At 62.4% G+C, this 21,697-nt stretch carries 22 protein-coding genes; 11 read left to right on the top strand and 11 right to left on the bottom strand.

The genetic code is table 11. From position 1 onward, the window contains the following. Positions 1 to 90: 90 nt before the first annotated feature. The 3 genes from argH to NMAG_RS08485 all read right to left on the bottom strand — a co-directional run bounded on the left by argH (position 91) and on the right by NMAG_RS08485 (position 4,659). Positions 91 to 1,596: an argininosuccinate lyase gene (gene argH / locus NMAG_RS08475; protein ID WP_004267675.1), complete on the bottom strand. Its 1,506-nt coding sequence runs from the start codon at positions 1,594 to 1,596 to the stop codon at positions 91 to 93. 2 nt (positions 1,597 to 1,598) lie between these two features. Further along, the gene (locus tag NMAG_RS08480; RefSeq protein WP_004267674.1) at positions 1,599 to 2,828 is read right to left on the bottom strand and encodes an argininosuccinate synthase; all 1,230 of its coding nucleotides are present in this window, start codon (positions 2,826 to 2,828) and stop codon (positions 1,599 to 1,601) included. Positions 2,829 to 3,327: 499 nt separating this feature from the next. Continuing rightward, the gene (locus NMAG_RS08485) at positions 3,328 to 4,659 is read right to left on the bottom strand and encodes a helix-turn-helix transcriptional regulator (RefSeq protein ID WP_012996569.1); all 1,332 of its coding nucleotides are present in this window, start codon (positions 4,657 to 4,659) and stop codon (positions 3,328 to 3,330) included. Between the two features lie 86 nt (positions 4,660 to 4,745). On the opposite strand from NMAG_RS08485, the gene NMAG_RS08490 reads away from it, so the two are divergent. The 3 genes from NMAG_RS08490 (at position 4,746) to NMAG_RS08500 (ending at position 6,003) form a co-directional block, all read left to right on the top strand. Further along, positions 4,746 to 4,931 carry a DUF7554 family protein gene (locus tag NMAG_RS08490; RefSeq protein ID WP_004267672.1) on the top strand — a complete coding sequence of 62 codons (186 nt, stop codon included), beginning with the start codon at positions 4,746 to 4,748 and terminating at the stop codon, positions 4,929 to 4,931. A gap of 95 nt (positions 4,932 to 5,026) precedes the next feature. Next, positions 5,027 to 5,527 carry a 2'-5' RNA ligase family protein gene (locus NMAG_RS08495; protein ID WP_004267671.1) on the top strand — a complete coding sequence of 167 codons (501 nt, stop codon included), beginning with the start codon at positions 5,027 to 5,029 and terminating at the stop codon, positions 5,525 to 5,527. 125 nt (positions 5,528 to 5,652) lie between these two features. After that, the gene (locus NMAG_RS08500; protein WP_004267670.1) at positions 5,653 to 6,003 is read left to right on the top strand and encodes a hypothetical protein; all 351 of its coding nucleotides are present in this window, start codon (positions 5,653 to 5,655) and stop codon (positions 6,001 to 6,003) included. Positions 6,004 to 6,105: 102 nt separating this feature from the next. On the opposite strand, the gene NMAG_RS08505 is transcribed toward NMAG_RS08500, so the two are convergent. Continuing rightward, positions 6,106 to 8,274, bottom strand: a complete 2,169-nt coding sequence (locus NMAG_RS08505; protein WP_004267669.1) for an ATP-dependent DNA helicase — start codon at positions 8,272 to 8,274, stop codon at positions 6,106 to 6,108. Between the two features lie 155 nt (positions 8,275 to 8,429). On the opposite strand from NMAG_RS08505, the gene NMAG_RS08510 reads away from it, so the two are divergent. From NMAG_RS08510 to NMAG_RS08535, 6 genes are all read left to right on the top strand, one after another. Then, positions 8,430 to 8,867, top strand: a complete 438-nt coding sequence (locus NMAG_RS08510; RefSeq protein WP_004267668.1) for a hypothetical protein — start codon at positions 8,430 to 8,432, stop codon at positions 8,865 to 8,867. Positions 8,868 to 9,142: 275 nt separating this feature from the next. Continuing rightward, positions 9,143 to 9,673 carry a hypothetical protein gene (locus NMAG_RS08515; RefSeq protein WP_004267667.1) on the top strand — a complete coding sequence of 177 codons (531 nt, stop codon included), beginning with the start codon at positions 9,143 to 9,145 and terminating at the stop codon, positions 9,671 to 9,673. Between the two features lie 484 nt (positions 9,674 to 10,157). After that, positions 10,158 to 10,772 (top strand): VOC family protein, encoded by a 615-nt coding sequence (locus NMAG_RS08520; protein ID WP_004267666.1) that lies wholly within the window; start codon positions 10,158 to 10,160, stop codon positions 10,770 to 10,772. Beyond that, a complete protein-coding gene (locus tag NMAG_RS08525) occupies positions 10,772 to 11,584 on the top strand; it encodes an alpha/beta hydrolase (RefSeq protein WP_004267665.1) in 813 nt (270 codons plus the stop codon). The genes NMAG_RS08520 and NMAG_RS08525 overlap by 1 nt, the downstream gene beginning before the upstream one ends. A gap of 80 nt (positions 11,585 to 11,664) precedes the next feature. After that, positions 11,665 to 12,222: a hypothetical protein gene (locus tag NMAG_RS08530; RefSeq protein ID WP_049916312.1), complete on the top strand. Its 558-nt coding sequence runs from the start codon at positions 11,665 to 11,667 to the stop codon at positions 12,220 to 12,222. Between the two features lie 200 nt (positions 12,223 to 12,422). Then, the gene (locus NMAG_RS08535; RefSeq protein ID WP_004267663.1) at positions 12,423 to 13,196 is read left to right on the top strand and encodes an SDR family oxidoreductase; all 774 of its coding nucleotides are present in this window, start codon (positions 12,423 to 12,425) and stop codon (positions 13,194 to 13,196) included. A 32-nt stretch (positions 13,197 to 13,228) separates the two neighbouring features. Here the strand turns inward: NMAG_RS08535 and NMAG_RS08540 are convergent, their stop codons facing one another. The 4 genes from NMAG_RS08540 to NMAG_RS08555 all read right to left on the bottom strand — a co-directional run bounded on the left by NMAG_RS08540 (position 13,229) and on the right by NMAG_RS08555 (position 16,354). After that, positions 13,229 to 13,651: a universal stress protein gene (locus tag NMAG_RS08540; protein ID WP_004267662.1), complete on the bottom strand. Its 423-nt coding sequence runs from the start codon at positions 13,649 to 13,651 to the stop codon at positions 13,229 to 13,231. Positions 13,652 to 13,734: 83 nt separating this feature from the next. Further along, positions 13,735 to 14,877: an aminopeptidase gene (locus NMAG_RS08545; protein ID WP_004267661.1), complete on the bottom strand. Its 1,143-nt coding sequence runs from the start codon at positions 14,875 to 14,877 to the stop codon at positions 13,735 to 13,737. A gap of 150 nt (positions 14,878 to 15,027) precedes the next feature. Then, complete coding sequence (locus NMAG_RS08550) at positions 15,028 to 15,276, bottom strand: hypothetical protein (RefSeq protein ID WP_004267660.1); 249 nt, start codon at positions 15,274 to 15,276, stop codon at positions 15,028 to 15,030. After that, the gene (locus NMAG_RS08555) at positions 15,266 to 16,354 is read right to left on the bottom strand and encodes a hypothetical protein (protein WP_237076829.1); all 1,089 of its coding nucleotides are present in this window, start codon (positions 16,352 to 16,354) and stop codon (positions 15,266 to 15,268) included. The genes NMAG_RS08550 and NMAG_RS08555 overlap by 11 nt, the downstream gene beginning before the upstream one ends. A 165-nt stretch (positions 16,355 to 16,519) precedes the next feature. Here NMAG_RS08555 and NMAG_RS08560 point away from each other — a divergent pair, with 165 nt between their 5' ends. Next, on the top strand, positions 16,520 to 17,533 hold the full coding sequence (locus tag NMAG_RS08560; protein WP_004267657.1) for a threonine aldolase family protein: 1,014 nt from the start codon (positions 16,520 to 16,522) through the stop codon (positions 17,531 to 17,533). Between the two features lie 104 nt (positions 17,534 to 17,637). On the opposite strand, the gene NMAG_RS22640 is transcribed toward NMAG_RS08560, so the two are convergent. The 3 genes from NMAG_RS22640 to speB form a co-directional block, all read right to left on the bottom strand. Further along, a complete protein-coding gene (locus tag NMAG_RS22640; protein WP_004267656.1) occupies positions 17,638 to 17,766 on the bottom strand; it encodes a DUF7859 family protein in 129 nt (42 codons plus the stop codon). 107 nt (positions 17,767 to 17,873) lie between these two features. Beyond that, entirely contained in the window at positions 17,874 to 19,046 is a 1,173-nt protein-coding gene (locus tag NMAG_RS08565; protein WP_004267655.1) for a pyridoxal phosphate-dependent aminotransferase, read from the bottom strand. A 4-nt stretch (positions 19,047 to 19,050) separates the two neighbouring features. After that, on the bottom strand, positions 19,051 to 20,055 hold the full coding sequence (speB, locus tag NMAG_RS08570; protein WP_004267654.1) for an agmatinase: 1,005 nt from the start codon (positions 20,053 to 20,055) through the stop codon (positions 19,051 to 19,053). A 328-nt stretch (positions 20,056 to 20,383) separates the two neighbouring features. On the opposite strand from speB, the gene NMAG_RS08575 reads away from it, so the two are divergent. Further along, positions 20,384 to 21,508 (top strand): DUF128 domain-containing protein, encoded by a 1,125-nt coding sequence (locus tag NMAG_RS08575; protein ID WP_004267653.1) that lies wholly within the window; start codon positions 20,384 to 20,386, stop codon positions 21,506 to 21,508. Positions 21,509 to 21,697: the final 189 nt, after the last annotated feature.

Below are 21,697 nucleotides of genomic sequence, written 5' to 3' on the forward strand. Positions count from 1 at the left end.
ATGTCGTCCCCGGACGGGGACGGCGGTCGCGGCAGTCGCGACACTCGCAGTGATCGCACCAGCCACGACTCCGACCAGAACACTAGCCACTCAGACATAGTCGTTCACCTCCTCACGCAGCGCCGCGTGCGCCGCGTCGAGCTCATCCACGAGGTCCGTCTGCACCGCTTCGTCGGACTCGATTGCATCGCGAGCGTACTCGAGTTGGTCTGCCACCGCGGTAGGTGCCGGCCCGCCCTGGGAGTCGCGGCTTGCGACGCTCTGGGCGGGATCGAGTGCGTCGGCGACAGCGTCGGGGTCGACGTAGGCCTCGAGCGGTTCGCCGAGGACGTCCTCGGCGGCGGCATCGAGTGCGTCGTAGTCGGCACCCTGTTCCGCCGCGCTCGCGACTAGTTCGTGCGCCGTCCTGAACGGTAACCCGTTCGCCGCGAGCAGATCCGCAACCCCAGTCGCAGTCGAGAATCCCTCGCCGGCCTCTGCTTCGAGCGCCTCCTCGTTCCAGTCGGCCGTCGCGACCGCGCCCGCGGCGACTTCGCTGGCCTCGGTCACGGCGTCGACGGCGTCCCAGGCGTGGGTCGTCGCGCGCTGCAGATCGCGATTGTACGCGCGGGGGAGTCCCTTGAGCATCGTCGTCAGGCCCTGAACGTTCCCCGCCGCATCGCCCGCGACCGCGCGGACGAGTTCGAGCGTGTCGGGATTCTTCTTCTGTGGCATGATCGACGAGGTCGAGGAGTAGTCGTCCGCGAGGTCGACGAAGCCGCGGTTCGCGAAGATGATGAGGTCCTCCGCGAGACCGGACAGCGTCGTCGCGTGCGTCGACAGTGCCTGGGTCGTCTCGAGCAGGAAGTCTCGACTCGAGGAGGCGTCCATCGAGTTCTGGATAACGCTGTCGAACCCGAGCAGTTCGGCTGTGTACTCGCGGTCGATATCGAACGTGGTGCCCGCGAACGCCGCGCCGCCGAGTGGCGACTGGTTGATGCGTGCGTAGGCGTCGAGCAGGCGTTCGGTGTCGCGGCGGATGGCTCCCTCGTAGGAGAGCGCCCAGTGGGCGACCGTCGTCGGCTGGGCGGGCTGAAGGTGTGTGTAGCCCGGCATCACCGTCTCCGTGTGTGCGCTCGCGACATCGATCAGGGACTCGCGCAGTGCGAGCGTCGTCTCGATGGCGTCCAGCACGTCCTCGCGCAGGCGGTAGCGAATACAGGTCGCGACCTCGTCGTTGCGCGAGCGTGCAGTGTGCATCTTGCCGCCCTCCTCGCCGACCTGGTCGATGACGGCCGTCTCGATGGCCTCGTGGACGTCCTCGCCGTCGGGGAGCGAGCCGTGGCCCTCGACCTCAATCGCGTCGAGCGCGGTCAGGATGTCGCCTGCCGTCTCGTCGTCGACGATCTCCTGCGCCGCGAGCATGAGGACGTGCGCGCGATCGATTTCGAGGTCGGCCTCGAAGATCCGTTCGTCGGCCGCAAGCGAGGAGAGGAAGCTCCGGGCAGGGCCGCCGCTGAAGCGGTCTCGCCGGACGACGCCCGATGCGTCGCCGTCGCCGTCGCCGTGGCCGCCATCAGTGCCGCCGACACCGCCGTGAGCACTCTCCTCAGTCATGACTACTCCTCGCCTCCGTCCGTTGCGAGTTCGACCTCCGACTCGTCCTCACTCTCGTCGGTCGTGACCGAGTTCGCGAGACGGCGCTGGAAGCCGTGGTACTTCGCGACGCCAGTAGCGTCCTCCTGGGCGATCTTGCCGACCGTCTCCGTATCGAAGGAGGCGTGTTCGGCCGAGTACGCGGCGTACTTGCTGTCGCGACCGACCGGACGGGCCTTGCCGCCCTCGAAGCGGATCGTGACCGTACCGGTGACGCGCTGCTGGGTCTCAGCGATGAAGCCCTCGAGTGCACTCACGAGTGGTGCGTCGACGAGGCCCTCGTAGCCCTTCTTCGACCACTTCTGGTCGATCAGCTGTTTGAACTCGCGTTCCTCCTGGGTGAGGACGAGCCCTTCGAGCGCCTCGTGGGCGTTGAGCAGCGTCGTGGCGGCGGGGTGTTCGTAGTTTTCACGCACTTTGAGGCCGAGCATGCGGTCTTCCATCGAGTCCGTGCGGCCGACGCCGTAGGAGCCGGCGAGTTCGTTCAGATACTCGATCAGCGCAACGGGCTCGTACTCCTCGCCGTCGATCGCGACGGGGTAGCCCTGCTCGAAGGTGAGCTCGATCTCTTCGGTCTCGCCGGACGGCTCGTCCGTCCAGTTGTAGATGTCCGTGGACGGAACGTAGCTCGGGTCCTCGAGTTCGGCGCCCTCGACGGAGCGACTCCAGAGGTTGGTGTCGACGGACCAGTCGCCGCCGCTGCCGCCCTCGACGGGGAGCCCTTTCTCTGCGGCGTACTCCTGTTCCCACTCGCGCGTGAGACCGAGTTCACGCACGGGCGCGATGACTTCCAGATCGGAGTCGCGCCAGACGGCCTCGAAACGGAGCTGGTCGTTCCCCTTGCCCGTACAGCCGTGGGCGATACCGGTACAGTCGTTCTCCTCGGCGACCTCGAGGATTGCCTCGGCAATTACTGGGCGTGCAAGCGCCGTGCCGAGCGGGTAACCCTGGTAGGTCGCGTTCGCGCAAACACTATCGAAACAGAGGTCGGCGAACTCGTCTTTGGCGTCGACGACGTAGTGGTCGAGATTGAGCGCGTCGGCGGTTTCTTCTGCCTCGTCGAACTCCGAGGCTGGTTGACCGACGTCGACGGTGACGCCGATGACTTCATCGTATCCGTATTCTTCCTCGAGCAGCGGGACACAGACAGTCGTGTCAAGTCCGCCCGAGAACGCGAGTGCAACGCGTGTCATATCGTATCCGAATCAAACCGAGGGACGTACTTAAATTTCACTATCTAAAGTTTTGAAAATTAGTGGTAGAGCGGACGCTAACCGGGAAAATAGGAATTTCCTATCGAGTTTGTAAACAGTCGGGACGGGGGGATAAGGTATAGAATGGGCTCAAAGGCCCGGTCGCGGTCGTCGTGGTCGCGGCGAGACAGTCCCGCCGGTCCCGAAGAAAGCGAACGCAGGTTCGGGTCCGGCAGACTGCGTCATTGCACAATCATACGAATTTGAGCCCTATTAAACCCTCGTGTTGGGCAAGTGTTGCACAGAGTGGCGACTGCTAGCATCGAACGAGACAGCACGAGTAGCCGACCAGCAAACAGTCACGCAGCCACACAGTGAACACCGAGACTGTCACACAGCCACTAGCCAGACAGTTAGACAGCCAACAAACAGACAAGTACACAGCTAACAACCAAACGACCTCCCCCAACCCAAACCCAAACGACCTCCCCCAACAACGCTACTCGTCGTCCTCATCATCGGGCAACGCCAGCACGTTCTCCCGGCCAATCCGGAAGACATCGATCGCGTCATCCTCACGTAACCCACCGACAACCTGACTCGTCTTGGCCTCGGTCCACTCGAGTTCCGACACCACTTGCTGTTGTTTGATGCGTCCGCCGTGTTCCTTCAGGAGTCGGAGAACACGTTCCTCGTTGCTCAGCAGTTCCGGTGGCGGACCGTTCGATGCGGGTGAATCCGGTCCTGCGGTGCCAGGGGACCCAGAGTCAACGTCAGCGTCTGAGTCGGGTGCTGCAGTGTCACTGCTCCCGACTCCCGCAGCCTGTGGGGGTTCCGCCGGTGGTGCCAGTGACTCGTCGCCAGTGTTGGTCGCCGACTCTGAACCGGCCGCTGGCGCACTCGCCCGTGTTCGGCGTTTGTACCACCAGCCGCCTGCGCCGGCGGCCGCCAGCACACCGAGTGCAATCCCAACGATGAGCCACGGCATTGCCGGACTTTCCTCGGGTTCGACTGGTTCAGTCGTACTCTCCCCGTTTTCGATCATGACGATCCAGGGCTGGTCGTCCATGAACTCCGTCTCACCACCGTTCCAGCGGACTGACTCTTCCGGCGGGTCGTCGGAAGCGGGGTCAACGTCACTGATAATGTAGTCCTCCGGCGGGAACACGTGCAGTGTTCGGCCTTCGACGAGTGTGAAGTCGACGAGTGCGTCGCCAGCTTCGAGCTGATTCAACTCGACGTAGGCGAACGATGACCACTGGAACGAGAATGTGACGTGTCCGAGCTCCTGTGGCGTCGAACTCGTGTCGGTCGTCACCGACCCGTTCGAAATCGCCATCTCTCTGCCGGTTTCGTTCTCACCGGCAGCACGGATCGTCTCCCAGTCGTCGAGTTCGTATGCGACGTATCCGTCGGGGTTCTCTTCGACATCGTCGCGTAACTGTTGCCACTCAGCGGATTCTGCGTCCTCGAATCGGTAATCGACAGTGAACGTTGCCGTGCCGTTTTCGTGAAGCGAGATGCTGATGTGGACATCGGTCGCGTTGTCGAGGTGACCGGCCGCTTCGGGCGCTGGGATTTCCTCGTCGTTTTCGTCTTCGTCGTCGTCTTCGTCTCCGTTACCAACGCCGTTGTCGCCCTCCTGAAGTAGATACTGTCCCTGGCCGGCGTCTTGCACGCCAAACTGATCTTCGGCCTGTGCGGAGTGTGGTGCCGTCCCAGCATCCGCAGCCGTTGCCACCACAGCAACCGGTACGGACCAGACGACCGCAAGCGCGCACCCAACGACCACGAGTCCGCAAATCAGGGCTCGAAGCCCCCTTCCGTCCATCACATACAACTGCCGGTGCCGACTAAATAGGTCTTTCCGACCACGGTAGCGGAGTCCTTTTCAAACTGGTAGTGCAAAACGAATGTATGAACGACTCACGCGGCGCGCTCGAGGTCGAGGCACTCCTGAAAATCATCCTCGTCCTGGTGGCCGTTCTGCTCGTCATCGAGGTCCTCAGCGCGTTGATTAGCGGCATTATCGGCCTGCTACAGCCGCTGGTCATGCTCGCGATCCTCGCAATCATCGTGCTGTGGCTGCTCGACCGCCTCTAAGAATTACCGGACACACATCCCGCATCCTCGGCCGAAACAACACGGCCGTCAACACAACCCTCAAGCAACTGCCGTGACTACAGCCGGCTACTCGCGTGTACAGCGTCAACGTCCCCGTCCCCGGCCGCGTCCGCCAGCTTGCCGACCAGTTCTATCCCTCCCTCGTCGGCTTCGAAACCGTCCGCGAGGACCACTCCTGTCTCCTCAAACGACTCGGCGACGAACCCCACGTCTCCCAGCTTCAGCGTCGCGCCCATCGCGCACTCGAGGGCGCGCCCGCTGTCGAAGCCCAGATCACGGGCATTGACTACTTCGAAGACCCCCCACTGGGCTCTGCGCCCGTCGTGTATCTGGCCGTCGAGAGTCCCGGACTCGAGTCCATCCACGAACAGCTACTCGATGAGTTCGACCGCGTCGAGGGACTCGAGGGCGACGACTACGTGCCACACGTGACGCTCGCACGCGGTGGGAACCTCGAGACGGCACAGCGGCTGGCCGAGCGTGAAATTGAGCCGGTGACCTGGACGGTGACCGAACTCGAGTTCTGGGACGGAGCGTACAAGCTCCCGGTGAGTCGAGTGTCGTTGCCGGCCTGAACTGGCAGACGGCAAAACGGCCTGGACTGGCAGACGGCAAAACGGCCTGGACTGGCAGACGGCAAAACGGCCTGGACTGGCAGACGGCCAGAAGTTATTCAGCACTGGTCCCGAGTTCCGTGAGTATGAACCGACGGTCTGTCCTGGCGCTGTTTGCAACAGTGCCGCTTGCGGGCTGTAGCAGTCTCCTTGGCGGTGGCGTCGACGCGTCGCTCGGCGAGGACGAAATCGTCGAATTCGACTCGGACGCAGGCTCCGAGCTAACGGTAACCGTCGAGGTCGAGGAGGTCTTTTCGCTCGACAGCGACGTGGATCACGAGCGAGAAGGGGTCGGCTTCCGACTCGATCACACCGAGAACGGGATCGTCGAGACGCGCACGGTCGAAGACGAGGAGACGTTCGAGGTAACGGTCGAAGACGACGGTACCCACGCTGTCATGTTGATTGGCGGTGAGGGGCACGTCACAATCGAGTGACCGGCCAGAAAGCGTACTGCTCATACGGTCTATTGTGACGATTTACCGGTGCAACCGCAGAACGATCGCGGTTACACCGGCACTGACTTACAATAATTCGTATCAGGGCGCGGGCGCGTCGCCGTCGTAGCAGTCGTGGTCGCCGTAGAAGTTGAGCATCGCGAACTTGAGTTTTTCCGGGCCGATATCGAGCAGTTCCTCGCGTTCTTCGTGCGGGAAGGTGCTGTTGACGCTGTACTTGCCGAGATCCGACTTTGCTTGCTTCGAGTAGCGTCTGTCGAGCAACGCGCGGACGCCGACGTCCTCGGGCGAACGGATAACACGACCGAGCGCCTGCCTCGTTTTGCGAACGGTCGGAATTTCGACGGCGTAGCGCCAGCCCGTCTCGGTGCCGTCGAACGCCGCGTCGTAGGCTTCCTGGACCGCCTCGGCACGGTCATCCAGATGCGGGTACGGCACGCCGACAACGAGCACTGTCTGTGCGTCGTCGCCGTCGAAACTCACACCCTCCGCGAGCGTCCCCCACAGCGAGGTGCAGAGGACGGCCCCGTCGTCGGCGATAAACTCCTGTCGAAGCTCCTCGACCGGCTGCCCCGGTTCGTCGAGGTAGACCGTCACGTTCGACCGGGACCGGGACCGGGACCGGGACTCGAGTCGCTCTGCGTATCTGCTCGCCTCACCGTAGTTCGGGAAGAAGGTGAGCGTGTTGCCAGGAGTCATGCGAACGGCGTCGTGGATGGTCTCGGTAACATCCTCCTGCACCGCGGGGTCGTCCCGATCCGAGGAGAACAGCGGCGGCGTCTCGACGGCGTACGTTCGGCGATTGTCCGCGGGGAACTGCAATCCATAGGCCATCGTCACCGGCTTCTCGAGTCCGAGCACGTCCTCGGTCACGTCGAACGGCTGCAAGGTCGCGCTCATGAGCACCGTCGCGGAAACCTCCTCGAACAGTTGCCCCGTGACCTGCCGTGGCAGACACGAGTAAATCTCGGCGCGACCGTAGACCTCGTCCGTCCCCGCGTCGCGGGTAACGGCAACGACGGGGTACAGGCCCTCCTTCGAGCCCTCGTTCATCCATGCGCTGACGAACGCGGCGGCCTGCAAGGTCTGACACTCCGTCCGCGTCGCGGTCTCGCCCTCGCGGTAGGCCTCCTCGTACTCCGCATCCAGTTCCTGGCCGAGTTTCATCGCAGCCTCGAGATCCTCCTGAATGCCGCGACCCTCGTAGCGCTGGAGGAACTCGAGTGTCAGGTCGTCGCGACGGCCCTCGTTCGCGATGGGGACGTCCTCCCAGTTCTCGCCGATGCGTTCGCGTTCGCCGAAGCCAAAGGAGTCTTCGTACGTTTCGACGAGCGCACGGTGGAACGCGGAGAGGGCGTTGACGGCGTCTTCCGCCCGCGGATCGTCAGCGTCTGCGAGTTCGTCGAGTGCGGACTCGAACGTCCGCTCGGAGCAGGTCCGGGTGGCGTGCTCGCGGGCGGCGTCCTCGACGTTGTGGGCCTCGTCGAAGACGGCGATGACGTCCTCAGGGTCGCGGCCCAGCCAGCGGAAGAACTGCTCGCGAATCGTCGAATCGAGCAGGTGGTGGTAGTTACAGACGACCAGGTCGACGCCCTCGATCCCCTCCTTCAGCAGTTCGTAGCCACAAAGCTCGCGCTGCTCTGCGTACTCGTAGATCTCGTCGGGCGTGCGAACGTCCTCGAAAAGCCAGCCGAAGAACTCGTCGGTGTCTTCGGTCAGGTTGTTCCGGTAATAGTCACAGACGTTCTGGTCCTCCAGATCGTCGAGGCGTTCCTCGATGGACTCGAGTTCGTCCATCACTGCAGAGCGGGCGTCGGCCGCGCCACCGTCGCCCTGCTGGCTCTCGGTCAGGAGTTCGCGCTGGCGGCGCTCGAGTTGCTGTTTATCCTGTTCGGCGTCGACGACGGCGCGGGTGTTGTCCCGCAAGGCCTGACACTCTTCGTAGCCGACATCGATGTGGCACATCGAGCCTTTCCCCTTGAAAACGACGGCGCGGATGGGTTCCTCGCGAGTGATCGCGCGCGCCTCGGCAATGAACTGGCGCATCTGCTGGTGGACGTTCGTCGTGATGACGACCGTCTTGTCCTCCTCGCGGGCGACTTCCAGAGCGGGAACGAGCGACGAGAGGGTCTTGCCGGTCCCGCAGGCACCCTCAAAGAGGACGTTTTGCCCGCGCACGAGCGCGTTATGGATGCGGTCCATGGCCTCGCGCTGGTTCTCGTACGGCTGGTCGTACGGGAAAAAGCGCATGTACCCGGCTGTCTCGGACACGATACGTGATTGGTTCCCGCTCCGATAAAAGGATTCGTCTCAGATTGAGACCGGCCCAGGTGACACCAGCCAGCAGGTCGCACCATGTGCAGCGCTCACAACGACCACGGCCAGCAACTGCGCGCTACAGTGCCATGTACATCCCACTCCTCGAGTCGAGCATGTCCATTCCCGGATACCGACCCAGTGACACCGCAGAGTTCGCACTCGAGTTCGGCGGCGCTCGTGCGGCCGTCGTCGCGAGTGATGTGCCGGACGAGTTCGGCGTCGACGACAGCGTGCGATGGTCGCCCGCGGACGCACACGAACATGCGCTCTCGGAGCCGGTCGACCTCGTCGGACTGGACGGGCTTGCCGGGGTTAGCGCGATGCGGATCGAAGTCGGGTACGACCCGACGGGGCTGCCACCAGGAGCGAGTCCGACGGACGTTGCCATCGCCGCGAAGACGGATGCGGGCTGGGAGACGCTCGATTCGACTGTGGATCTGACAGAGACGACGGTGACAGCAGTGCTGAACGAGCGGCCGCCGGGGGCGACGGTCGTGGCGGTGTACGACGGCGGCGAGCACTGATGCGGTCTGGTATCGTTCTGAACCGGTGATCGCTGCTCTGTCGGAGAGTTGCCGGTACCACGCTACACTGATCCGGTTGAGGTACCACACTACACTGATCTGGTTGAGAATACCAGACGAATTTGCGTTCAGTACTATGTCTTGTCCAGGCTGATCAGAAATTTGACCTGATAGTCGAACGTCGAACGTGAAAATAGAGGTATCACCTGTGACAACCGCTCTACGTTCGGCTCGCGAACACAAAGAATTTACCACCCAGTCGGAATTTGGCTGCCATGCAGCGCCGCACCTATCTGACTCTCACCGGCTCAGTTGGACTGCTCGCCGTCGCTGGTTGCCTCTCCGAGGAGCAGAGTACTCCCAAAGAGAACTCCGAACCGAACGCTGACTCAGACTCTGAGACCGATTCCGGTTCCAGTTCCAACACCAGTTCGGACTCCGATCACGATCAGAGCAACGACTGTCGGATCGAAACAGAAATCGAATCAGAACAGCTCTACGACGAGTGGAAGACCGTCGACGCCGGCCAAGCCGTGACGCTCAGAACCGACCTCGAAACGGACGACGAACTCGAGATACAGGCCGTCCAGACGGACGATGGGGCGCGGCCGCTGGTCCGCGTCGAGGATCCAAACGGTGACCTCGTGCTCGAGACGGACGTCTTCGAGCGTATCGAACGAAACATTACCGCTCAACAGACGGGCCGGTACTACATCCAGTTCGAAAATACTGCTGCAATGACCACCGGACAGTGGGATCTCGATCTCGTCTTGCACCAGGAAATCGAGACCGAAGTCTGTTCGTGAACGTCCGTCACTCGAGTTCGTCTGCTTCTGGTATTCGAGTTCCGCCTGGGACTCGAGTTCGGTCACCTGTCCCCTGACAGAATCAGGGAGTGTTGCTTCGCTGGCGGATGTTCTACTGGGAGTGAGTCATTCTACGGGAGGCACTCGAGTCGAGTACGCGGGAGTTGGGCAGGGACAGTGTCCCTGCACTCCCCCTGAAATGCGGCGAAATCTGGGTGCACAGATTCTGGTGGAGTTGGTCTCGCGGTGGATTGCAGGATGCGCTGGAGACCAGTTTGACCAACAGCATAAACGATCATAAACTAACTGCCTGTTCCCAATATTTGCCACCTGTTGACACGGGACGCTATCGCCACCGATAGTGACAGCAAGACGTCCCTTTCCGGCCGACGATATAGCACTCTGTGGCCGGTAACACGAGTGTTACGTGGTTGGTCCAGTGTCTCTGTAGGCTTCATATGGACAGGTAACATAGTGAAACCACATGAGCGACGAGTCAATTCCAGTGACGCCGGAACTGCCGGACAGCCCCGTTCACATGCAGGGCACCGACCACATCACCATCTGGGGGAGCAACGCCGAGGAGACGATCGCGTTCTATCGCGACCTCCTCGGGATGCCGCTGGTGCTTCGCCAGCCGAACCTCGACGATCCATCCCAGACGCACCTCTTCTTCGATACGGGCGACGGGCGCATCCTGACGTTCTTCGTCAGCGACGACCGCCCCTCTGCCCGCGGCCAGCGCGGCGGCGTCGGCGCGGTTCACCACCTCTGTTTCAGCGTCGATCCCGACGAGTACGAAGAGACGATGGAGGCACTCGAGGACGCCGGCTACCAGTACAACATCTTTGATCGGGGCATCTTCCACTCGATCTACACGCGAGACAACAACGGGCTCGTCATCGAACTCTCGGCGGACAAGTACGAGATTCCGAACGACCGCCGCGGCGAGATTCTGGCGACGGCACAGGAACTGCGCGAGGACGACGGTGCGGAGTACGCCAAGGACGAGCACCTTCGCGGTGCGATCGACGAGTTGGGACTCGAGGTCGTCGAACACGACTTGCCCGAGGCGAGCGCTGGCACCGGTGGGCTGTAATGACGCCACCAGTGGACCGCGGTGGCGGCGATGACGGAGGGAGCAGCGGCGATAACAGGGATAACGGCGACGCCAACGGTGTCAACGGCGACGGAGATAGTAACACCAGCACCACCAGCAACACCAGCAACACCAGCAACACCAGCAACGACAGAATCGACGGTCCACACCAGGACCACCCACTCGTGACAGCCGGCACGGAACTCGAGTCCGCCGACGCGGCGATGGCTCTCGTTCACGGTCGCGGGGCGACCGCGCGGAGTATCATCCAGATGGGGCGCGAGGTCCACCGAAATGGTCTCGCGCTCCTTGCGCCGCAAGCCCAGCGCAACGAGTGGTATCCGAACTCGTTCCTCGCGCCAGTGGAGTCGAACGAGCCGGGGCGAACGTCGGGGCTACAGGCGATTTCGGATGCGATCGAAGCGGCAAACGAAGCTGGCGTACCGACCGACCAAATCTTGGTACTCGGCTTCTCACAGGGTGCCTGCCTCGCGAGCGAGTTCGTCGCGCGCAATCCACAGCGCTACGGCGGGCTGGTTGCACTGAGCGGTGGTCTGATCGGTGACGAGATCGAGGTGACGGACTATCTCGGTGGAGAGTCGGCTGCTGACCTCGACGACACCCCCACCTTCCTCGGCTGCAGTGACGTCGACCCCCACATTCCAGAAGAGCGCGTCCACGAAACCGCGAGCGTCCTCGCGAAACTCAACGCCGACGTCGATACCCGTCTCTACGAAGGGATGGGCCACGGCGTCAACGAAGACGAACTCGAGACGGTCGCCTCGATGGCCGCCACGCTGAGTGGCGGGTGAGCCCCACTACGTATCACGGGTAGTGACTCTCAGGCTCGTTACAGCCGCTTCTTATGGCGCTCTCGGCCCTATCGTTGTCTATGGGAACGGACCGCTGGCGCGTAAGCCGACGTCGAGTGCTCGCCGGTATCGGCGGCGCGGCAATGATTGCTCCGAGCGCCGGCTGTCTGGGGCTGGGAGCAGAACGCGAGAGCGACGGGAACGACCCGGATACGGCTGACAACGAGACCGAAGCCGACAGCGACGAATCAGGGCCGGTTACCGATGCAGCCGAAACGACCGTCAACGACACCGACCTCGACACCTGGATCGACGTTTCGACGATTCGACTCGACGCCTACGTCGGTGGCTGGGTTGGTGTCGAACCCGATCACATCGACCGCGTCGAAAATCCCACGCTCGTCCTCGTCGAGGGTCGCGAGTACGAGTTCACGTGTGAAAATCAGGACAACGTCAAGCACAACCTCGCGATCCACGACGAGGCGGATGCGGTTGTCGACGACCTCTCGTCTCCGATCATCGCGACTCGTGGTGAAACCGAGACGCTCCAGTTCGAGGCACGTTCCGAGATGGAGACCTATATTTGCGAACACCAGCCAGTGATCCAGCTTGGCGAGATTCAGGTTGTCGACAACTGATCGGCGGGTTCTTCCCTCCCCTCACACCGACTCAGAATCCACACAACTACTCATAACTACCCACACCTACTCAGAATCCACACAACTACTCATAACTACCCACACCTACTCAGAATCCACACAACCGCCCACAGCACGACTGGTCCAGTTTCTGAAGACTGCCTAGCACTTCCTTTCTTGGCAGTGTAGGAATACGGGCAATGACACAGGTACTCGAGAACGAGGTTGCAGTAATCACCGGTGGTGCGAGCGGAATCGGCCGCGAGATTGCACGACGGTTTGCCGCAGACGGGGCGGATATCGTCATCGCAGACATCCAGGACACACCGCGTGAGGGTGGTGAACCGACTCACGAACTGATCGACGAGGAGACCGAGGCCGAGACGGCCTATGTCGAGTGTGACGTGTCATCCGTCGATGACCTCGAGAGTGCCGTTGTGGCGGCCGACGAGTTTGGTGGCGTGACCGTGATGGTGAACAACGCCGGCATCTTCCACGGAGAGGAGTTCCTCCAGACCGAAGAGGAGGCGTTCGATCGGATGATGAACATCAACGTCAAGGGCGTCTACTTCGGTGCGCAGGCGGCCGCGCGACGCATGGTCGAAGCCGACGGCGGGAGTATCATCAACCTCTCGTCGGTCGCCGGACTCGAGGGGTCGGGTGAGTTCGTCACCTACTGTGGGACGAAGGGTGCGGTTCGCTTGCTCACGTATTCGATGGCGGCGGCACTTGGCCCTGACGGCGTTCGCGTGAACGCGATTCACCCAGGACTGATCGAGACGACGATGACGACCGATGATGTCTCGATCATCGGCTCGGAAGACGAGGACGCCTTCCTCGAGTCGATTCCGTCTCGGCGTGCCGGTCAGCCAGACGAGATTGCGGACGCGGCGGTGTACCTCGCGAGCGACCAGTCGTCGTATGTGAACGGGGAGTCGCTGGTCGTCGATGGTGGGATGACTAACACGCAGTAGCCAGTTCGCGTCCGTTCTACGTACTCACCGCGTTACCGGACGACCGTCACCGGAACCGGCGCTCGGCGAACGATCTTTTCTGCAATGCTGCCGAGGAGAGCCCGTGAAACACCCGCGCGACCGTGGCTGCCGACGATGATGTGGTCGATGTCGTTCGATTCGTCTTCGGCGAACGCGACCACTTCGTTGTCCGGCCGACCGATTGTTGTCTCCGTTCTGAACTCGACGTCGGGGTTACTCGCGAGTTCGGCGATCTCCTCGCGGAGCGTGCCCGAGACTTCCTCTTGCCTGTCTTTGAGCGCGTCCTGGACGTAGTTGACGCTCGCGCCGGTGTACCCTTCAGCGGCTTCGACGACGCGAAGGAGGACGATTTCGTCGTCAGCGTGCTGTCTGAACGCGTATTCGGCGGCCTGCTGTGCGGGTTCCGAACCGTCGTATGCGACGAGAATTGCCATACGCCGACGTTCTCTCTGCAGCGGTATAAGCGCGGCTACTGGTTCTGTTTCGATAAAAACGGCTTACTACCGTGCTACCCGACCTACTCTTCGAAGCCGTCTTCAAACTGGAAGGTACCGTCTCGCTGGACGACTTCACCGTCAACTTCGATGTACGAATCCTCGCTCATGTCGACGATCATGTCGACGTGGGTCGCGCTCTCGTTTTGCTCGTTGCCCTCGCCGACGGTGTTGTCGTAGGCGCGGCCGACTGCCATGTGGACGGTGTCGCCCATCTTCTCGTCGAAGAGCATGTTGTACGTGAACCGGTCGATATCGCGATTCATTCCGATCCCGAGTTCACCGAGTCGGCGCGCGCCGTCGTCGGTGTTGAGGACCTCCGTCAGAATCTCCTCGTTCTTCGCTGCCGAGTGGGAGACGACCTCGCCACCCTCGAACTCGAGATAGACGTCTGTAATCTCACGACCCTGATGATACAGCGGCATGTCGAACAGGACCTCACCCTCGACGCTGTCGGGTTGTGGTGCGGTGAAGACCTCGCCGCCGGGCAGGTTGTGCTCGCCGTGGTCGTTGATCGTCGGGTTGCCCGCGACGGACATGGTCACGTCGGTGGTGTCGCCGCTGACGATGCGGACCTCCTCGGCGGGGTCGAGAATTTCGACCATGTTCGCCTGGAGTTCGCGCTGGTCGTCCCAGTCCTTGTTGACGGCGTCCCAGACGAAGTTCTCGTAGCCTTCGGTACTCATTTCGGCAAGCTGGGCGTTCGCGGGCGCGGGGAACTGGGTCAGACACCAGCGCGTCGAGAGGCGCTCGTTCAGGATCGGCCGGTGGGCCTTCCCGTAGGCGGCGCTGACTTCGGGATCGACGTCGCTGGTCTGGGTGACGTTGTCGCCGGCGCGGATGGCGATGTAGACGTCCGTGTTCTCGATGAGCGCGAGTTCGTGTTCCGGCGTTTCGAACTCCGGACTCGCGGCTTCGCCGCTCGCCTTATCCGAGGCGCTACGCGCCTCGCTCTCGCTGGCGCGAAGGAACGCACGCTGTTCGCGCTTGCCGGTGCGCTGGCTCGTCGTGACCGGGTTTGCCCCCTTCTCCCCGATTATCTCATGAAGTGCGACAACGAGGTCCTCAGCGACGGGATGAGCGTCGATGACGACGTTGTCACCTTCCTGCAGATCGACCGAGTGATTCGCGATAATCTCGGCATGGTTACGGATTCGCGGATCCATACTGGACGAGTATTCGCAGTACTGGGATACAGTTTTCGAATCGAAACCACAACTCGGCTGGTCAGCAGTTCACCCAGCGTGTTTGACCGATTCGGTACAGTTCACACCGTTTCCGAGAGAGGGCCAGCCACTCACGGACCCAGCCACGACTCACCGCCCCGCCCCACCATCCGCCAGAAAAATCCCCAAATAGATCGACGCGAACGCACAACCAACCCCCGCAGCGAACGCGATAACGAACGGGGACTCGAGTACAACCTCGCCACCGTCCTCGAGGACCCAGCCGCTGAAGCCGACGGTGAGCAGGGCAATGGCGAGCAGTCGGAGGATGGAGACGAGTTGGCGGCCGCGTTTGGTGGGGGTTTTGTCTTCGTCTTCAGCTTCGTTCTCAGTTGGCACGGTCAGTCACCCAGTTTGTGTCATCGCTCCCACTAACGTTTTGCTGAGAGCGGGGTGGAACGCCACCAGCCCCGTTCGCTCCGGTGTTCTGTCCGTCCAGTTCGTCCAGTTCGTCCAGTTCCTGGCAGAACGAGACGGTCGCGGCCGTCAGAACGAACGAGAGCGGGACCGCCACGACGAGGGCAGTAACGAAGCCAATCACGGGGATTGTGCTCACGAACAGCGAGAGTGGGATGGAGACGACGAGACCGACCGCAATGTGTCCAAGTGCGAACTGAAAGTAGGCACCTCCCGCAAGGGCGTATCCGGCAGATCGACGTAGTGCCTCTATAACCGGTTCGTCGGCGACGACGAACAGGAACGGCGTGGCGTAGAAGAGGTACAGCAGAACGAACGCGACGGGCATCGCGAGAAGGACGAGCGCAGGACTGACCAGCATCAGTGGGATCGCAAACAGAAACGCCGCGAAGACGAGCAGGTGATAGACAAAGAACGGCGGCGTGTACTGTTTCACGAGCGCTGCTATCGCGACTGGTTCGCCGCGAAGTCGTCGGTCCAGGCCGCCGATGTAGCCCGCGGCGATCACTGACGCGATGAGGGCGTAGACGACGAGGAGTCCACCGATCACCCCGAGCAGTGAGAGCCCGCCGATTTCGGGTGGGACGACGACCGTTTCGAACGGCGTTTCGATCGTTACGTCGGCGCCGGCGGGGCCGTGGCCAGTAGTTGTGCCTGTTCCAGCACCGTGATGCACCGCACTCGACGCCCCAGTCGTCTCGGCGTCGGGAGCGTCGATGAACGCCCAGAGGTCGAGCAGCGGGTTCGGTAACGGGAATTTCGCAGAGATAGTAAACCCACTCTGTGGTGCCATCGTCCGGGCGACCTTCCCGAGTTCGACGAGCGAGAGGACGAGCGGAACGAGCATGAACGCCGACAGGGAGCCGAATCGGTCGATGATCCGTGAGACGTGTTCGTTGAAGGACCGTGGTGTCGGTGTTTCCGATCCGGGAGGCGAAGAAGCGGAAGGAGACGACGGGGACGAGGGAGGGGAGTCGGACGGGGGCGAATCAGGGGCCATACGGCCACAACAGATTGCTGACACTTCAACGTACTGTTTGGTGGGCACTGAGAGCCAGACACAGCACTATGATCACCGATACGGCGTACGGTGCCCGTGTGAGACTCTCTGGCTGACCGCACGCACATGCCAGCGTTCTTTGCCGGCGACCGGCAACTACATCGCATGATCGACTTTCGCTCGGATACCGTTACGACACCCGACGATCGAATGCGCGAGGCCGCACGGGACGCCGAGGTCGGCGACGACGTCTACCGCGAGGACCCAACTGTGGCCGAACTCGAGTCCCGCGTCGCTGCACGGCTCGGCACCGAGGCTGCGATCTACTGCCCAACGGGCACGATGGCGAACCAGATCGCCGGCCGCGTCCACACCGAGCGTGGACAGGAAGTGCTCGCAGACCGCAAGAGCCACGTCGTGAAATACGAACTCGGCGGCTTTGCAGACCTCGCCGGCCTGCAGGTGCGGATGCTCGACACCGACCGGGGCGTCCCGACGCCAGAACAGGTCGAGGCCGGCCTCGTCGAGGAGGGACTCCACCGGCCCGGCACCGGCCTGCTCTGCCTCGAGAACACCCACAACGCCCGCGGCGGCCTCGCGATCGATCCCGAGAAGATCGCTGCCGCAGCCGAGGTGGCCCACGAGAACGACGTGCCGGTCCACCTCGACGGCGCGCGCGTGTTCAACGCCGCGACAGCGCTCGACGTTCCTGTCGCCGAAATCGTCGACCCAGTCGACACCGTCATGGTCTCGCTCTCGAAGGGCCTCGGCGCACCGGTCGGCTCGATGCTCGCCGGCTCCGAGGCGTTCATCGACGAGGCCCGCCGCACCCGCAAACTCCTCGGCGGCGGCATGCGCCAGGCCGGCATCATCGCCGGCCCGGCACTCTGTGCACTCGAGAACGTCGAGTCACTCGCGACGGATCACGAGAACGCCCGCGCGCTCGCGGACGGGCTGGACGAGATCGATGGCTTCGACGTGCAACCGCCGGAGACGAACATCGTCCTCGCGGACGTTGCCGGCACCGGGCTCGACACTGCGGCGGTACTCGAGCGCTTGGAAGAACAGGACGTGCTGGCGACGGCGTTCGGCCCGACGACGGTTCGGTTCTGTACGCACCGCGACGTGTCGGCGGCCGATGTCGAGGCGGCACTCGAGCGGATCGAGGCGACGTTCTGAGTTAGCACGATCTGATTTCAGGCCATCACTGACGACGGACACCGCTCTCTCTGACTTTTGTATTGTACTTCGTGGCTGTTTTGGGATGGACGCTGTCGCGCTGTTTACCTGCCCATCCCATCGCGGAACTCGAGTACCGTCCGCCGAAGCAGCAGGTAGGTAAAGAAGATGAGCGAGAGCAGGATTACGACGATAGCGATGATGACAGGGTCGTCAGGGATGAAGCCGAGCATATCCGCGGGGTACAGCCCGGGTGTGCAAAGTCGTTTCGACGTTCGCCGAGTTCGAGCGGTCGACGGTCGGTGACAGTGTGGCGATTCAGTCGCCGGTGACTAGGTGACTACCACCAGCGGTTCTCGACGAGCCGGTCGACCGCCTCGCGAATCGTCTCCTCGTTGCGCGAGAAGGTGAACCGAACCCAGTCCGAGTCGGCGTCGGGGTCCGTGTAGAAGCTACTGCCCGGAACGGCGGCGACGCCGGCCTCGCGGATCAGCCGGTAGCAGAACTCGATGTCGTCCTCGTCGGTCGGGTACCGCGTCAGAATGTAGTACGCGCCGTCGGGTTTGACCGGGTCGAGGCCCGCTTCCTGCAGGCCGTCATAGAGGATGTCGCGTCGCTCTTCGTAGGAGTCCGAGAGCTCCTGGTAGTACGAGTCGGGTAACTCGAGCGCTTCGACGCCGGCCTTCTGGAACGGTGTCGGCGCACAGATACTCGTGTAGTCGTGGATCTTCCGGAGTTCCTTCGAGAGGTACTCGGGCGCGAGACAGAAGCCGACGCGCCAGCCGGTGACGCTGAACGTCTTCGACATGCCCGTACAGACGATCGTTCGGTCGGCGAGGTCGCCGACCTCGACCGGACTGATGTAGTCGTCGGTGTAGACGATGTGCTCGTAGATCTCGTCGGTGAGAACGATCAGGTCGTGCTCGAAGACGAGTTCCTCGATGCGCTCGAGTTCCTCGCGCGTGAACACCTTCCCTGTCGGATTCATCGGGGTGTTGAGCACGATGATCCGGGCGTTCTCGGCCGCTGCTTCGAGTGCCTCGAAGTCGATGCCGAGGCCGTCGGTAATGTCGATAGGGACCGCGGTCGCACCCGCGAACTGGCTCGCGGGGATGTAGCTCTCGTAGACGGGTTCGAAGTAGATGACTTCGTCACCGGGGCCGGCAAGCGAGAGCATCGTCGACATGATGGCCTCGCTGGTGCCGCTGGTGATCGTGACCTCGGTTTCAGGGTCGTACTCGACGCCCTTCCACTCGGCGTAGCGCTCGGCGACAGCGTCACGCAGTTCCGGAAGCCCCCAGGTGATCGTGTACTGGCTGTCGGTCTCGATCGCCTCCTGGGCGGCGGTCTTGATCTCGGGTGGCGTCTCGTCCTCGTCGGGAATCCCCTGCGAGAGGTTGATCGCGCCGCGGTCGATTGCCTCGCGAGTCATCTCGCGGATGACCGACTCGGCGACGCCCGAGGTTCGGGAACTGCCGATTGCACCGTCGTCGAAATCAGGTGTCCGTGTCATTGTCTTATTCAGCGAACTTGCGCTCGAGTAGCGTTACGAGCAGGTACGCGGCGAGTCGCTGGGTGCCTTCGTCGGAGTCGTACCGGGGTGCGACCTCCATCATGTCGACCGCGCCGACGTCGTCGGTCTCACCGAGTACTTCCATCGTTTTGAGTGCCTGGTGTGGCGTCAGCCCGCCTGGCACAGGAGTGCCGGTTCCCGGCGCAACACTCGGATCGACGGCATCGATATCGAAGGAGACGTAGACTGCGTCGGTTCCCTCGGCCGCGGCGGCGACCGCGTCGGCCACGGCTGACGTGATGCCTTGGTCTTCGACATCGCGCATCGTGTAGAGGTTGAGTCCGGTCTCCTCGGCGAACTCGAAGAATTCAGGAGATTCGTAGCCGCGGATGCCGACCTGGCTGACGTTCTCGTAATCGGTGTACTCGGAGTTCGCGATCAGTGACGTACTCGAGCCGTGGAAGTCCGTGCCGAAGACTGGACTCTCGGAGGTGGTGTCGGTGTGGGCGTCGATCTGGACGAAGCCGACGGTGTCGTGTCCAGCCCCCTCCGCGAAGCCTCGGAGGGCTGGGAACGTACAGTAGTGGTCGCCGCCGAGCATGACCGGAAAGGTCTGCGATGCGACGGTCGCCATGTGCGCGGTGATACTTTCAGCAGTCGTCTCGCTGTCCATCGGGAAGATCGGCGCATCGCCACAGTCAGCGACGGTGAGATCGTCGAAGTTCACCTGCTTTCCCGTCTGCATGTTCGTCAGTCCGCCCTTGTAGTCAGAGAGATACGCCCACCAACCGCTCGCGCGGCGGATCGCCTGGGGGCCGTAGCGTGCACCCGGTCGGTTCGAAACCGCACCGTCGTAGGGGACGCCAAACGTTGCCGCGTCGACGTCGGAGACAGCACCGACATCCCGCATCTCCCCCTTCAAAAAGGTCTTTGCACCGGCGTACGCGAGTTCCACGTTCGCCCCCTCGACTGACTCTCGGAACGCAGCTGCAGGGTGCTGATCGCTCATCAGGTACTCACCTCGCCTTGCTGACTGCAAGCTAGCGCGGTCGATTGCGAAGCGTCCCCTGTCACTGTTCCGACTGCTCGCACTTGCGAGAGATCGAGTGTCATTCTAATACATCCCGGCAACTAGTTGCCACCCTATTCGTTTCGCGACAGCACTAATAAGGTTACGCACCGCGTGCGGAGGACTCCCCTCCCAACCCACCCGGTTCCGAACACGTACGGACTGTTGCTACCCGAACTGGCGTTTGTTCGACGCCAGCATCTGTTCGAAACACAACCCAGACCCAAACCCAAAGCTTGGTGGTCTCCCTCATCCACTATCTCTCTGAATGGCACCGGAGCTCGATAGACGGACGTACGACCTCCTTCGACTCGTCGACCGCCACAGCCCGATCGGCAGCATCCAACTCGTCGAACTCATGCAGCTCCACGGCTACGACATCAAAGACCGAACAATCCGGCTCACACTGTCCGAACTCGACGAACTCGGGCTCACGGCGAAAGTCCCCGGGCAGGGTCGCCGTCTGACACAGCGCGGCCGCGACGAACTCGAGCAGGGCGACGTCAGCAGCCGCCTCGAACAGATCCGCGCCCGCATCGCCGCCCTCACCAGCCGCGTCAGCTACGACCCGCTCGAGGACACTGGCGCGCTCGTTACCTCTGCCGCCTACCTCGACGAGGACGCCGTCGACGAGGCACTCGACCTCGTCGCCTCACTCGAGTCCCTCCCACTCGGCCCGATCCCGATTGCACTCGAGGACAGCGCCGAGAGCGAGCCCGGCGACGTTCGTCTGCTCGTCCCCTCGAGCATTACCCTCGACGGCGTTTTGCTGGCCCACGGCGTCAACGCCGATCTTGCGACGGCGGGGTTACTCGAGTACGAGCCGGTAGCGGTGTCGGAGCGTTTGGGTGGGGATAGCGCTGCTGCTGGTGAGGGTGACGCTATTGGAGATGGTGCTGGCGAGAGCGAAAGGGCGAGTGCAAACAAAAACGAGGACCCCCGCCTCGACATCCAGAGCGGCGGCCGAATCGTCCGCTACGTGGACGTCATCAACGGCGAGGGGTCGTCGATCGACGTCATTTCGCTGTTGATCGAGTCGGGGCGTACCGACGTTCGGAGCGTTCTCGAGGGAGAGGGGTCCGGTCTGCTGGTCGGCGACGGTCGACAGTTCCCGATTAACCGGTACGAGGAGGCACGTGACCTCGCTGTCGCGAGCCGGGACGCAATCGGCGGCGTGCTCGACTTTCAGCGGCCTCGCGAGCAGGATAAGCTTCCGAACGGCAGTTCCGCATGGGCCTTTGGCTCGTTGACCTACGTCGGTGTCGGTGAACTGCTGCTCTCAGCGCTGAGTGAGTACGACGTCACAACCGAGTGGGATACGCTGTACGGCACGGCCGAACGGAGCATGTTCGAGTCTGTCGAGACAGTGGTTCCAGCACCGCTCGACGATTGAGACGGCGCTGTTTTTTCGCGACCAGCCGGTTCAGCGCTGCTCGAATCCGTTCACAGTCCTGCCTCTGGCTGTGCGTGATTACACTCACATACTGGAGACCCGGGAGTCAGCACTCGAGACCCGGTACTCGGTACTTGAGACCCGGTACTCGGTACTTGAGACTCGGTACTCGAGTGCATACGTGATCAC

It is taken from the genome of Natrialba magadii ATCC 43099 (assembly GCF_000025625.1).
Classification (GTDB): Archaea; Halobacteriota; Halobacteria; order Halobacteriales; family Natrialbaceae; genus Natrialba; species Natrialba magadii.

Coding starts and splice junctions, on each gene's coding strand:
- NMAG_RS08560 (WP_004267657.1), top strand. CDS start 16,520: ATGATCGACTTTCGCTCGGATACCGTTACGACACCCGACGATCGAATG.
- NMAG_RS08520 (WP_004267666.1), top strand. CDS start 10,158: ATGAGCGACGAGTCAATTCCAGTGACGCCGGAACTGCCGGACAGCCCC.
- NMAG_RS08480 (WP_004267674.1), bottom strand. CDS start 2,828: ATGACACGCGTTGCACTCGCGTTCTCGGGCGGACTTGACACGACTGTC.
- argH (WP_004267675.1), bottom strand. CDS start 1,596: ATGACTGAGGAGAGTGCTCACGGCGGTGTCGGCGGCACTGATGGCGGC.
- NMAG_RS08530 (WP_049916312.1), top strand. CDS start 11,665: ATGGGAACGGACCGCTGGCGCGTAAGCCGACGTCGAGTGCTCGCCGGT.
- NMAG_RS08485 (WP_012996569.1), bottom strand. CDS start 4,659: ATGGACGGAAGGGGGCTTCGAGCCCTGATTTGCGGACTCGTGGTCGTT.
- NMAG_RS08525 (WP_004267665.1), top strand. CDS start 10,772: ATGACGCCACCAGTGGACCGCGGTGGCGGCGATGACGGAGGGAGCAGC.
- NMAG_RS08540 (WP_004267662.1), bottom strand. CDS start 13,651: ATGGCAATTCTCGTCGCATACGACGGTTCGGAACCCGCACAGCAGGCC.
- NMAG_RS08555 (WP_237076829.1), bottom strand. CDS start 16,354: ATGGCCCCTGATTCGCCCCCGTCCGACTCCCCTCCCTCGTCCCCGTCG.
- NMAG_RS08535 (WP_004267663.1), top strand. CDS start 12,423: ATGACACAGGTACTCGAGAACGAGGTTGCAGTAATCACCGGTGGTGCG.
- NMAG_RS08565 (WP_004267655.1), bottom strand. CDS start 19,046: ATGACACGGACACCTGATTTCGACGACGGTGCAATCGGCAGTTCCCGA.
- NMAG_RS08500 (WP_004267670.1), top strand. CDS start 5,653: ATGAACCGACGGTCTGTCCTGGCGCTGTTTGCAACAGTGCCGCTTGCG.
- speB (WP_004267654.1), bottom strand. CDS start 20,055: ATGAGCGATCAGCACCCTGCAGCTGCGTTCCGAGAGTCAGTCGAGGGG.
- NMAG_RS22640 (WP_004267656.1), bottom strand. CDS start 17,766: ATGCTCGGCTTCATCCCTGACGACCCTGTCATCATCGCTATCGTCGTA.
- NMAG_RS08545 (WP_004267661.1), bottom strand. CDS start 14,877: ATGGATCCGCGAATCCGTAACCATGCCGAGATTATCGCGAATCACTCG.
- NMAG_RS08515 (WP_004267667.1), top strand. CDS start 9,143: ATGCAGCGCCGCACCTATCTGACTCTCACCGGCTCAGTTGGACTGCTC.
- NMAG_RS08510 (WP_004267668.1), top strand. CDS start 8,430: ATGTACATCCCACTCCTCGAGTCGAGCATGTCCATTCCCGGATACCGA.
- NMAG_RS08490 (WP_004267672.1), top strand. CDS start 4,746: ATGAACGACTCACGCGGCGCGCTCGAGGTCGAGGCACTCCTGAAAATC.
- NMAG_RS08575 (WP_004267653.1), top strand. CDS start 20,384: ATGGCACCGGAGCTCGATAGACGGACGTACGACCTCCTTCGACTCGTC.
- NMAG_RS08505 (WP_004267669.1), bottom strand. CDS start 8,274: ATGCGCTTTTTCCCGTACGACCAGCCGTACGAGAACCAGCGCGAGGCC.